Source organism: Rhizobium vallis (assembly GCF_003985155.1).
Taxonomy (GTDB): domain Bacteria; phylum Pseudomonadota; class Alphaproteobacteria; order Rhizobiales; family Rhizobiaceae; genus Rhizobium; species Rhizobium vallis.
In genome coordinates, this window is the sequence record NZ_ML133694.1 from 298,082 (window position 1) to 310,411 (window position 12,330).

Here is a 12,330-nt window from a genome sequence, read left to right on the forward strand (position 1 = left end):
CATATATTCCGACAGGATCATCTCGCCGCGGGAAACCCTTTCCCGCGTCGAACCCTTGTTGATGAGGTTCGGCATCACGAGGGTTGCGCGCCATACCGGTCTTGACGATATCGGCATTCCGGTCTGGTGTGCGTATGCCCCCAACTCCCGCTCGATCGTGATCGCGCAAGGGAAGGGCCTCACCGATCTCGACGCCAAGGTATCGACCGTCATGGAAGCCCTCGAGCGGGCCGTTGCCGGCGAACCCTCGGTCGAACTCGTCCGTGGCTCGGCTTCCAGTCTGCAGGCGATGGACTGCGCGGTCGACAGGTTGGACTGCCTGATCGCCCTGCATAAGCCCGATCTCGGACCAGACGAGGAGACCGAATGGGTCGCCGGCCGCAATATCCTCACAGGCGATACGGTCCATATCCCTTTCGAAGCGGTCGTGCTCGACCGCACGCGCGACGCCCGATACTGGATGTCCTCGGATGGTCTGGCATCGGGAAACAATCTCGAAGAGGCGATCTTTCACGGCGTGCTGGAGCGTATCGAGCGCGACGCCCATGTACTTTGGCAGGTGGGCAGGGAGGCAGATCGTTATTCCCGCTGCGTCGATCCGCGGGGTTTTGAGGACGGCGCGCTGACCGGGCTGATCGACAGGATCGAAACATCAGGCCTGGCGCTCAGGCTCTTCGACATCACCAGCGATATCGCGATCCCGTGTTTCACCGCCATGCTCGGCCCTGGCGACATCAATAGTGACAGGGATATCCGCCTGGTCGAGGTAACCGGCGGCACGGGTGCGCATCCATCTGCCGTTCGGGCAGCCATACGGGCGGTGACAGAGGCGGTGCAGTCTCGGCTCACCTATATCAGCGGCGCCCGGGACGATATTTCTCCGGCAACGTTCTCAGCACCCTTGCCGCCGTTCATGCGGCGGGCTTTCGATGCGGTTGCCGCGCCGCCTGCTGCTGCCATCGGCCATGGCGGGGCGCAACAGGATTTGCCGCTTCTGCTGCAGCATGTGCTCGATATCTTGCGAAACAGGGGGATCGCTTCGGTGGTGGTCGTGCGCCTCAGCGACGAGACGCTTCCCTTCAGCGTCGTCAAGGTCGTCATCCCCGAACTCGAAAATCCGGAGGGTGAACGCGCCCGGCGATTTGGAACGAGGGCGCTTGCGAGGGCGATCGGCTTTTGAAGGTCATTTTCGCAGGTCCCAGTCTTCCCGATGCTGCGTCGCTCGCCGGCGAGGGGATAGACGTGCGGGCGCCTGCGACGCAAGGCGATGTGCTGGCTGCAGTGGAAGAGGGCGCCAATGTCATCGGCCTGATCGACGGCGGCTTCGAATATGCGGCACCCGTGTGGCACAAGGAAATTCTCCATGCCCTCTCGCTTGGTGTCGCGGTTCTGGGGGCGGCAAGCATGGGCGCGCTGCGCGCTGCCGAATGCCATCCGTTCGGCATGATCGGGATCGGCCGCATTTTCGAAGACTATCGCACCGGCCGGTTGGTCGATGACGCTGCCGTCGCTCTCACGCATGCGCCGAGTGCGCTTGGCAGCAAGCCGCTGACGATCCCGCTCGTCAATGTCAGCGCAACGCTCGATGCAATGGAGAGCAAGGGGCTGCTCGCACACGGCCAGCGCGAGGAGATCGACGACGCTGCCGGCGCGATCTTCTTCAAGAAACGGACGTGGCGTGCGATCGTCGAACGGTGCGCGGGCATGGCCGAGTCGGACCGTCAGCGGCTGCTCGCGGCGCTTCTCGCCAATTCCATCGATCAAAAACGCATCGACGCCTTGGAATTGCTGAAAGCAGTGCAGGAAGCAGGCGATAGACGGACCAATGTCGATCTGCCCTGGAGGCTCCACGAAACCTCGTTCCGAACTCGACTTGTGCTGTGAACTTGATGTGACACCTGTCACCAAGGGTTGTGTCACGCTTTTTTCACGGGCTCGCTCGCGTTTACCCGCGTATCATTCCTTCAATTCGTTGGAGAAATGGTCATGGGCGTGACATCGATTGCCAGGATAAATACAGACCAAGGGGCAGAAGACGGTCTGGACGAACTCGTCGCACTTGCGCGGATGATTGCCTATGCTCGGCATGTCGCTCAGGATGTCAACCTGCAGTTCGCGACGCATTGCCTCGATCTTGCGCTCGAGGCGGTCAAGCAGGAAGTGGGGGAGGGCCTCACCAGCGAGATGGCCGAATTGAGTTCCCCGGCTCCGCGGATGAGCGTGAGAAGCCACTGAAAGAGACGTTCGAGAGAGCGAGTAGCCACCTCAATCCACGTGTAGCTCCGAAGATCTAAGATTTTCGGAGCTATGATTGCGTTGTGGCCCAAGGCGCGTGGAGATCTTTCAGGTTCGCTTGGCCCACGCTTCAGCTCTCTGGTTTTCCGCATTTCGCGATCGCAAAACCGCTTCACGCTTTTGCCCGACGGCGAGCCTTTGCCGGGAAATGGTTCATGCGGAGGATGCTGAAAGCGGATCAAGTCGAATATGGGGAGTGCGACCGAGGTGCGAAGCCTGATATGGGCCTCTCTTCTGCCGGCGTTCTCGTGCGGGCCGGCGGGAATTCCATCTTGCAAAGCAGTTATGTCTCTTCAGCTTTGCCTTTGTCGGGGAGGTGGTTGCGAAACATCTTCCGCGCGTCCCAGGGACGATCGGCTGCTCTGGCGCCAATCCGGGACCTCAGTGGGTCAAGTTGCGCTTCTGGGCCAGCAGTAAAATGTAGTCGTCAGCGATGTCGGCGATTGCCATTGCGATTTCCGCCGGGTCGCATCCGTCGACCTTCGTACTCGCAATGAACTGATAGACCGCCTTCTCGATCTGCTTCCGGCAGATCATGACGCGCTCATCGTAACCAAATTCCGGGATATGCGATGCTATATCACTCATCGGTCGGCTCCTCGCTACTTATAGTGACCATGACACAAATTATAAGTTGAGCAAGCAAATGCTTTATGAAGGGTTAATTCGCCGGGCGAGTGCGACCATTTCGACACAGGTCGGCCCATGCGGCGGGGCCCTTCGTCATCTTGAATCGGGATGGCGGGATTCCGCAAAATATATCATCGGGTTGAGGTGCGAGGCATGCCGAACAAGGTAGGCTGCATCGGGCTTTTCCATTGAAATCTGTGCCGGGGTATGCCGAAATTTAGCAGATGAACCGGGCATTGCCGTGGCATCAGCTGGCGTAAGCGCTTGATTTCAATATTTATTACAGACGGTCATATTTCCGGCATCCTGCCAACCTGCGTTAGTAATTCTTCTGCGTAGCCCGTCTCTAGGTTGGTGGAAGGGGTGGCGCGCTGCTCTGGTCAGTGATGCCGATCGGCGGCCGGTTGTTCGGAAAATCCACGATGAAGAGGAGCTTTTTCGGCTTTGCGAGAACAATAAGGCGGCTCGATCAAGCAGCGGAAGCGACGACAAATATGCGTAAAAAACTTGCAAATTGATCAAAATTTTATCAAAAGGTAAAATTAAAGATTTCTTACAGCGGTTGTATTTAAATCTCAATTATAAGTCGGCGCCATTTAAAACATATGGTGATCTACGGATGTATTTCTGGGCTAAATTGCGGATATATTCGTACCGTCTACCTAATAATAATATCGTGTTTATGACAGTGACTTAAGTCACAACATCATTCTTGATAATTGAATCTCCGATATTTTGATGGCACGGCTGAAATATTTCAGGCGGAGCGCGTTTTTTCCATTTGTACCTTTTCCGACGATGGTTTTCCCGATCGGGCTGCTCGGCAGCACGCTATCTCAATCCGAACGAAATTCCTCGGCCGAGGCTGTTATAACGGGATCGCATTTGCGGGAAGCTGTCCTCAAGCAGTTCGGAGGACCCGCCGGGGTGGTGACGGGTCCTCCAATAGGAATGCTTGCACGGTGCGTATGTATGAATACAGTAAAATTATCGTTTGTCGCAGAACATTATTGGGATGGTTTCAATTTACTGTGTATAACTGCTGTTTTTTTATCAATCACGACTATCTGGATGACGTCGGTCGCATTTAGGATATTCATGATATTGGTGCCGACGGACCTTCAAAAATTTGGAAGACATTCACTTTCGGCTGATCGCACGCGGCGGAATTCTTAGCGCCGGCGATATTTTCGGCTGCCGCGGAAATGGATTTTGTCACGTACGGCTGCCGCAGCTTGTTACGGCGGCGATGTGTGCGTTTTCGGATCGGATATTTTCGCTGATGTAACGGGGCATCGGAGCGCCCGCTCGCGTGAGCGCTCCGATCCATCCTTTATTTCTGAATGCAGGTGTCGACGGTATCCTTGGTGCATTCGTCAAGCCCGGTGAAGACCGGATCATCGACCTTCTTTCCGGCGATCAGGTCCATCATCACGGTTGGAGCCTTGTAGCCCATCTCGAACGGCCGCTGGCCGACGAGGGCGGTGACGAGACCCTCCTTGGCGATTGCCACCTCGTCGCCGATCGTGTCGGCAGCGCCGACGACGAATTCGTTCTTGCCGATCTTGTCTGCCATCGGCTTGAACAGGTCGCGATAGGGTTGGGGAGCACCGAACAGCGGCCAGCCGCCCATGATGCCGAAGGCATCGAGTTTGGGATTGGCGGCGAGGATATCGGTCATTGCCTGAACGCCCTTGGCGCCGTCGTCATTGGTGAAGACGGGGCAACCGGCGACCTCAGTCCAGCCGCCTTCGCCCTTCAATGCGGTAAGCCCCTTCTTGCCGCTCAGCGTGTCGCGCATGCCCTGCGCACGGCGCAGAATGTTGTCGGCGCCCGGATTGCCTTCGATGGTGCAGATCGTGCCGCCCTTCGGCTTGGCCTTCTTGATGTATTCGCCGATGCGGGCGCCCATCAGGTAGTTGTCCGTGCCGAGATAGGTCTTGCGCAGCGCGGCGTCATCGGCCGCGAGATCGGCGTCGAGCGTCATGACGGGAACGCTCGGATTGGCCGTCTTGAGCGTCTGGGCGATCAGCTTGGCGTTCGACGGCGAGATGGCGATGGCGGCGGTATCTGCCTTGCCCAACATATCCTGGACGATCTGCGCCTCGCCGGCTTCATCTGATGTCGATGCCGGGCCGGTGTAGAAGCATTCATATTCGGCGGATGCGTTTTCCTTGTTCCACTTCTGGCAGCCCTGGTTGATCGCCTCGAAGAACGGGTTGTCGAGGCCCTTCACGACGATCACGAGCTGCTTTTTGGCAGCCAAGGCTTGTCCCGCCGTGAGCGCCAGTACAGCTGCTGCAGTAAGCAATAATGCCTTCCTCATAGCTTCCTCCCTTTGAGAAGACGGGCGTCATCGCCCGCCAGTAATCAACCGGGATACCAGACGATACGAGGCTCCTCCCCTGAACGCCGGTATTCCCAGGCTGAATCGATGAGCTTTTCCAAATCGTAAGTGGGGTGCCAGTCCAGCAGATACCTGGCTTTGCTATTGTCCATCCAGTTCGAGTGGAACTGGCTTTCTATGTCGACGGAGCCGAGCCCGCGCGTGCGGGCGAGATAGGCGGCGACTTCCCCATAATCCACGGGGCGATCCATCGAGATGTTGAAGAGCTGCCCCTTTGCGCGCGGGTTGTCGATCGCGGCCAGTATTGCCGAGACGAGATCGTCGACATGGACGAAATTGCGCTTCAACGGGCGCCCGTCGGCATCGCGCAGCAGCGGCACGGTGCCTTCGCGGGCATACCGCTCGGCATCGTCAGGCGGGACGAGCGTTTTCCAGTCCGGCCCGCCGAAGACATCGTCGCCGAAGGACAGCGTGAATTTGAAATCGTCCTTGTCCATGATCCAGGGTGCGCGCAGGCAGCAGGTGTTGATGCCGTATTGGATGGCGAACTGCTCGAGCATCACCTCTTCGAGGACTTTGGAGAGCGCATAGCATCCCGGATAGGCGCGGTGCGGGGTCCGCTCGGTCACCGGCCCGTCATGGCGACAAAAGAAATGCCCGATGCCGGCGTCGCCTCCAATGAGGATGAACTGCCGAGCCGTGGGGCTCTCCCGGAACGCTTCGAGCAGCCAGAAAAGGCCCTTGACCGTGACATCCATGATATCGGTGGGCGTTTCCTTGCAAGTGGCGAGATGCAGGACGTGGGTCACGCCTTCCATCGCCGCGGCCACGACATTGGCGTCGGCGATCGACCCCCGGACCACATCGATGCGGTCGGTCTCATCGAGCATACGATTATGACAAAGCGCGCGAATGCGTGCTTTGGAAAATGCCGGCGTGTCAAGCAGCTCAGCGATAAAGCGCCGCCCGACCTTGCCCATAGCCCCGGTGACAAGGATCAGCATGCTCGTTCTCCCAGTAACAGCTAATATCCCGGCGTTTGCGGCGTCAATCTGTATTTGCACGAATAAGTAGGATTTTTGCATTGACGGCCCGATCGCGCGGACAATTGATTGACGGTTCTTCAAGCTTTTGCATAAATGAGCGTAATCGCTTTTCCGGGAGGAGATCGGCGGAGCGAGATCGCAGGCGTCTGGCTGATAGCTAACGGCGACGGCAAGCCTGCAGGTTCCGGGGAGGATGGTCGGCTGGCAGCGGTTCTCGAACTCACCAATATTTCGAAGCATTTCGGCGCCATCCAGGCGGTGAACGACGTGTCGTTTTCACTCGAGGCCGGCCAGGTCGTCGGCCTGATGGGCGATAACGGCGCGGGAAAGAGCACGCTGGTCAAGATGATCGCCGGAAACTTCCGGCCGAGCGAAGGCACGATGCGCCTCGAAGGCAAGGAGATCGTGATGCACCGCCCGGTCGAGGCGCGTCAGCACGGGATCGAGATCGTTCATCAGGATCTGGCGCTCTGCAACAATCTGACGGCGGCGGCCAACGTCTTCCTCGGGAGGGAACTCCGCCGCGGAATCGGCCCTCTGAAGGTTCTTGACTACAAGACGATGTACAGGCGCGCCGGCGAAATCTTCAAGGAGCTGAAATCGGAAACGCGCCCGCGCGACCTCGTCAAGCAGATGTCGGGTGGCCAGCGGCAGGCGGTGGCGATCGGGCGCACCATGCTGTCGGAGGCGAAGATCGTGCTGATGGACGAGCCGACCGCGGCCATTTCGGTCCGCCAGGTGGCGGAGGTGCTCAATCTGATCCGCGAGCTGCGCGGCCGGGGCATTGCGGTCGTCCTGATCAGCCACCGCATGCCCGACGTTTTCACCGTCGCTGACCGCGTGATCGTCATGCGGCGGGGCCGCAAAGTTGCCGACAAATCGATCGCGGCGAGTTCGCCGGAGGAAGTCACGGGTCTTATAACAGGCGCCATCGAACAGGTTTGATCGAGGTTGCCTGCCCCGCCGGGCGAAAAGCCCCGTCGGAAAAATGCCCACTCGGGAGAAGTGAAGGTCGAAGATGGCAATTACCCTGGACCAGACAATTGCGCAGAAGCAGCGAAGCCGGCTTTCGGAATTTGTCGGCAGCCAGACCTTCTGGGTCCTGATCGCCGTTGTCCTTGCCTGCATCTTCCTGTCCTTTGCCACCGACTCCTTTGCGACGGCGAAGAACCTCTACAATATCACCCGCAACGTCACCTTCGTCGCGATCATCGCGCTCGGCATGACGCTCGTCATCATCACCGGCGGCATCGATTTGTCGGTGGGCTCGGTGCTCTGCCTCTGCAGCATGGTGCTCGCCATTACCATGAACGCCGGCTACAGCATCGAGATCGGCATAGCAGCCGCGGTCGGCACGGCGCTTCTGGTCGGGGCCTTCAACGGCGTGTTGATTGCCTATCTCGACTTTCCGCCTTTCGTGGTGACGCTCGGCATGCTGTCGGTGGCGCGCAGCCTGGCGATGGTCGCCTCGAACAATACCGTTGTCTTCCAGTTCGGCCCCGACCATGACAAGCTTCTGGCGCTCGGCGGCGGCGCCTGGCTTTTCGGCATTGCCAACCCGGTTCTCTACATGGTCATCCTGGCGCTTCTCACAGGCTTCGTGCTGCGCTGGACGAGGTTCGGCCGCTATGTCTTTGCGATTGGTGGCAACGAGCATGCGGCAACGCTGACCGGCGTTCCCGTGCGCCGGATCAAGGTTATCGTCTATATGATCTCGGCGCTGTCTGCGGGCATTGCCGGCATCGTCCAAACCGGCTGGCTCGGCGCCGTCACCACCAATATCGGCGCCGGCATGGAACTCCAGGTCATCGCCGCGGCCGTCATCGGCGGCGCCAACCTCGCCGGCGGCGTCGGCACCGCCTTCGGCGCGCTGGTCGGAGCGGCGCTCATCGAAGTGATCCGCAACAGCCTCGGCCTGCTCGGCATCAACGCTTTCTGGCAGGGGACGTTTATTGGCGGCGCGATCGTTCTGGCGGTCTTGTTCGATCGAATCCGCAATTTGCGGCAGAGCGAATAGGCTCAATCGCCGTCTACATGTGCGCCGACGACGGATGTTTCGGCCGACGGGCACCTAGCCCCTGTCGTGGCGACGTCGCAGCGGCGCATTCGGCGGAATGATCGATTTCCGACAGGCGCCGGAGCAATGCCCTGCTTCTGAATTGCGACCAGCCGCCGACCAGCGGGAGCATGGCGTCGATTTCCTCGAACTTCTGGAGATCGTTTTCCCTAGGCTCTGCGGGCGGCAAGGCTTTTGGCAAGACTTTCCATGCGGCTCTGCGGGCCTTCGAAAAGATCAGCTTGGCGACGACGCTGAGCGCAAGCATTGGGCTGTGACGATAAATGTGCTTCAACGAACTCGCCGCGCTCGGCCAGTCCTTCAATGCGGCGAATCTCGAAAATGCATAAAGATGCGCCGACGCGCGGGCGCAACTGATGACGAAAGCCGGAAGTTTCGGGTTGCGAGCGATACATTGTTCGCTGACGGCGACGAGTGATCGGGCCATGCGTGATTTATCCGAGGACATGGCCGCCGAATGAACACGATATCCCACCAGGCCGAACGGAACCGTCTCGATCTTGAAATGCTCGGCGGTACGGAGCTCGAAATCGAAATCCTCGCATCCTCCGATCCCCTGGCGGGCATAGCTCGGATCGTAGCCGCCGATCTTGTCGACGACGGCACGGCGGATCATGAAGCCGCTGCCATTGCCGACGAAGCGGAAGACGAGATGGCGGGCGAGAATGGAGCCCCGCGCGTTGAGCGACGAACCGGATCTCAGGCAATGGCCCTCTGAATCGACGAAACGGTGAAGCGCATAGACCGCGCCCCAGACACGGGGCAGGGGATGGAGCGCGGCAAGCATTCGCTGGACATAGGTCGGATGCCATAGGTCGTCGGCATCCAGGAAGGCAATGTAGCCTGATGTCGTTGCCGCGATTCCCGTGTTGCGCGCCGCAGCCACCCCTCGATTTTCCGTCGATAGAACCCGGATCCTCTGATCGCTAGCGGCGAAACCGCTAGAGATGGCGGCGGTGGCATCCGTCGAGCCGTCATCGACGACGACGATCTCCAGCGCCTTGTGGGTTTGATCGATGGCGGACTGGAGCGTCTGGGCGAGATAGCGGCCGGCATTATAGGCCGGGATTATCACGGCCACTGAAATATCCGATACGGCTGACATCTTCATTGTCGTCACCTGAACTTGGATATGGCCGCAGGCGGGCGAAGGTCGATCTGGTTTTTCATCAATCTGGCGACAGCGGGGCGATGGCTGACGACGATCAGCGTTCTGCCGGCATCTAGCTTGATTTTCGAAAACACCCGCATCTCGGTCTCTTCGTCGAGCGCGCTTGTCGCTTCGTCCAGAAGCAGGATTTGCGGCCGGCTCGCCAGCGCGCGCGCCAGGCCGATCCGCTGCCTCTGTCCGCCCGAAAGCCGGATCGCCTCGTCACCCAGCCATTCATCGAAGCCATAGGGCAGATCTTCGATGAACTCCGTGGCGCAGGCGACATCGGCGGCCCAGCGGATATCCTCATCCGGGATGTCGCGGCGAAAGCGGATGTTGTCGAGAACCGTGCCTTCCATCAGCTCGACATCCTGGCCGGACACCGAAAGCAGTTGCAGCCAGCTGGCGCGGTCGATGGTTGTGAGGTCTCTGCCGTCGACCGTAATCATGCCCTGGGTCGGCGGGTTGAGATCGAGGATCATGTTGAGAATTGTCGTCTTGCCGGAGCCGCTCGGTCCCGTCAGAGCCGTCGTCTCGCCCGCCCTGATCGAGAAGCTGAGATCGCGAACCGCCGGTGCGTTCGCACGCTCGTAGGCGAAGGAGACATTGTGGAAGACGATCGCCTCCGCCAGGCGGGTGATCGGCTCCCCTCGAGCTGCCAGTTTGACGTCGTCGCTTTCGGAAAGCAGCGCCAGGACATTCTGCAACGACGCTTCCATTTCGTAGAGGCGCAGGATCTGGGAGTCGAATTCCTTGATATGCGGCTGAAGCCTGTAGAGAAGGATCGTGGCCGAGAGCGCCGCCTTGAAATCGACCGGCAGGAATTCCGAGGACAGAATGATGGTCAGGATGACCGCGAAGGTCAGCGTTTCGCTCAGAAGCGAGGTTGCCGCCCCCATCCGGTCCGACCGGCGCCAGGTCTGGCCGACGTCCCGGGAAAGCGTCTTGAAGAGTTGCTGGTGGCGCGTCTCGAGGCCGAAGCTCTTGACGGCCTTCAAAGTCTGCAGGGTCGTCCAGCTCAACTGCGTCAAGGCTTCCACGGCTGCCAGCGCCGAGACGCCAAGACGCCGGTAAGCGCCGGCAAAGAGCCCCAAGGCGAAATTATGGATGAAGCCGAAGGCAAGCCCGAGCAAGGCGATTGGCCAGGCCATGACCAGCATGCCGACGCCGAAAATGACGATCGTGCCGAGGTTGACGCCGAGACGCACCAGGCTGGCATGCGCCGAGGACACTGCGTAGGACTCGGTTGCGATGACGTTGATCAGGTCGCTGCGCTCATAGTCCTGAAAGCGCTGGAAGGGGATAGTCAGGACCTTGGCGTAGAGGCGATCGCGTATGCGGTCGCTAATGCGATGGTTGACCGTGCTTGCAATGAGCGAATTGGCGCTTCCGAGAAAAATCCGGAAGAGGATGGAGCCGATGAGAATGCCGATCAGCACGGGTTTTGAGAGACTGAGGTCGATGCCGCCGAAAAATGCCGGAAGCCATGCAACGGCGGAGCCGGAAACCGGACCTTGCTGCCCGAGAAGAAAGACCAGGCTGACCAGGAGGGTGATTCCGACCATTTCGGAGAGGCCGGTGAGAATGCCCATGACGATCATCACCGACATCTTGACGCGCAGCGCCGGCACGAGCTGCTGAAGCTCGCGGAAGCGCGCCGCCACGATCAGGTTGTAGGCGGCGGTCGGCTTGGCGGAGGCGGGTTTTCGAAACCTATTCATTCTCGGCCACCCGCGAAGAGATCGGGCCGGTCGTTGCCGGCAGTCCCGCAAAACGATCGCTGAAAGCTGCTCCGACTTGCGGAATGGCGGCGGTGAAGCGGATCTTCGGCTGGGTCGGAGGCTTGCCCAGCACGCGCTTTGCGATCCGGATGCCTTGGCGTTTCACCTGGCGCCAGCTCTGGCGCAGGCCATGGACGATCAGCCGGGAGGGATACTTTCTCGCCATCATCGGCGCCAGCTTTTGGAGCTGCGCATGATCGCCGTCGTGAAATGCCTTCTTGAAATACCAGCACGCCGTGTTGAACTGCGATGCCTCTATATCGCGCGCGAGATGCGGGTAGCGGTCGGCGATCGGCGCCATCACCAGGGCGTAGGATTGCAGCATCCGATAGGCGTTGCTGGACATGTTTCCCCTGGTGAACCGATAGCCGGTGAGGAAATCAGGGATCAAAGCGAAGGGCAGGGTCTCGGCGAGTGCCAGATAAAGTTTCAGATCCTCACAGCCCTCGGCACCGCTGTCACGCAGCCCGGCGTCGTAGCCGCCGCAGCGAAGGATTTCCGCCCGCGGCATCAAGGGCGTGCTGCCATTGCCGATGAAGTTTTCCCTCAGCAGCGGTTCGAAGATGTTGCCTTGATGCATGACCGGGCGTGAGTGGCCGAAAATGATGCCGTTTTCATCGATCGCCGCGTACCAATTATAGGCAACGCCGTTTCCGCCTGGGAATTTCAGCACTGCCTCGAGCTGGCGCTCGATCTTGTTGGGGTGCCAGACATCATCCGCATCGACGGGAGCTATGTAGAGGCCGCGTGCCTCCCTGACGCCGTGGTTGCGCGCCCGCGCTACGCCGCCATTGTGCTGGCTGAGAACACGGACGCGGGCATCGCTCAGGCCATAATCACGCGCAAGATCGAAGGTGCGATCGCGCGATCCGTCGTCGACCACCAGGATTTCGAGCTTATCGTAGGACTGGTCGGAAACGCTTCTCAATGTTTCGACAAGCGTCTTCTCGGCATTATAAGCCGGTATGACGACGGTGACCAAGGGGCGGGCTGCGGCGTTCATG

General features: G+C 59.6%; 11 protein-coding genes. 5 read left to right on the forward strand and 6 right to left on the reverse strand.

From position 1 onward, the window contains the following. Positions 1–19: 19 nt before the first annotated feature. The 3 genes from EFQ99_RS24300 (at position 20) to EFQ99_RS24310 (ending at position 2,235) form a co-directional block, all read left to right on the forward strand. Positions 20–1,180 carry a YcaO-like family protein gene (locus EFQ99_RS24300; RefSeq protein ID WP_126923760.1) on the forward strand — a complete coding sequence of 387 codons (1,161 nt, stop codon included), beginning with the start codon at positions 20–22 and terminating at the stop codon, positions 1,178–1,180. Beyond that, on the forward strand, positions 1,177–1,884 hold the full coding sequence (locus tag EFQ99_RS24305) for a TfuA-like protein (protein ID WP_126923761.1): 708 nt from the start codon (positions 1,177–1,179) through the stop codon (positions 1,882–1,884). The genes EFQ99_RS24300 and EFQ99_RS24305 overlap by 4 nt, the downstream gene beginning before the upstream one ends. Positions 1,885–1,986: 102 nt before the next feature. Beyond that, positions 1,987–2,235 carry a hypothetical protein gene (locus tag EFQ99_RS24310; protein WP_126923762.1) on the forward strand — a complete coding sequence of 83 codons (249 nt, stop codon included), beginning with the start codon at positions 1,987–1,989 and terminating at the stop codon, positions 2,233–2,235. 441 nt (positions 2,236–2,676) lie between these two features. Here EFQ99_RS24310 and EFQ99_RS24315 read toward each other — a convergent pair whose 3' ends face one another. The 3 genes from EFQ99_RS24315 to EFQ99_RS24325 form a co-directional block, all read right to left on the reverse strand. Beyond that, positions 2,677–2,883, reverse strand: coding sequence for a hypothetical protein (locus tag EFQ99_RS24315; protein WP_126923763.1), 207 nt, complete (start codon positions 2,881–2,883; stop codon positions 2,677–2,679). A 1,375-nt stretch (positions 2,884–4,258) separates the two neighbouring features. Continuing rightward, positions 4,259–5,251, reverse strand: a complete 993-nt coding sequence (locus EFQ99_RS24320; protein WP_126923764.1) for a substrate-binding domain-containing protein — start codon at positions 5,249–5,251, stop codon at positions 4,259–4,261. Between the two features lie 44 nt (positions 5,252–5,295). Then, entirely contained in the window at positions 5,296–6,276 is a 981-nt protein-coding gene (locus EFQ99_RS24325; RefSeq protein ID WP_126923765.1) for an NAD-dependent epimerase/dehydratase family protein, read from the reverse strand. Between the two features lie 135 nt (positions 6,277–6,411). On the opposite strand from EFQ99_RS24325, the gene EFQ99_RS24330 reads away from it, so the two are divergent. Together EFQ99_RS24330 and EFQ99_RS24335 are read left to right on the forward strand one after the other, a co-directional pair. Beyond that, positions 6,412–7,263 carry an ATP-binding cassette domain-containing protein gene (locus tag EFQ99_RS24330; protein WP_126923766.1) on the forward strand — a complete coding sequence of 284 codons (852 nt, stop codon included), beginning with the start codon at positions 6,412–6,414 and terminating at the stop codon, positions 7,261–7,263. A 73-nt stretch (positions 7,264–7,336) separates the two neighbouring features. Beyond that, a complete protein-coding gene (locus EFQ99_RS24335) occupies positions 7,337–8,335 on the forward strand; it encodes an ABC transporter permease (RefSeq protein WP_126923767.1) in 999 nt (332 codons plus the stop codon). A gap of 13 nt (positions 8,336–8,348) precedes the next feature. Here the strand turns inward: EFQ99_RS24335 and EFQ99_RS24340 are convergent, their stop codons facing one another. Genes EFQ99_RS24340 through EFQ99_RS24350 form a run of 3 tightly spaced genes read right to left on the reverse strand, consistent with a single transcriptional unit; the run spans position 8,349 to position 12,329 of the window. Then, positions 8,349–9,506, reverse strand: coding sequence for a glycosyltransferase family 2 protein (locus EFQ99_RS24340; protein WP_425376286.1), 1,158 nt, complete (start codon positions 9,504–9,506; stop codon positions 8,349–8,351). Between the two features lie 5 nt (positions 9,507–9,511). After that, positions 9,512–11,266, reverse strand: coding sequence for an ABC transporter ATP-binding protein (locus EFQ99_RS24345; RefSeq protein WP_126923769.1), 1,755 nt, complete (start codon positions 11,264–11,266; stop codon positions 9,512–9,514). Beyond that, positions 11,259–12,329 carry a glycosyltransferase family 2 protein gene (locus EFQ99_RS24350; protein WP_126923770.1) on the reverse strand — a complete coding sequence of 357 codons (1,071 nt, stop codon included), beginning with the start codon at positions 12,327–12,329 and terminating at the stop codon, positions 11,259–11,261. The genes EFQ99_RS24345 and EFQ99_RS24350 overlap by 8 nt, the downstream gene beginning before the upstream one ends. Position 12,330 lies beyond the last annotated feature (1 nt).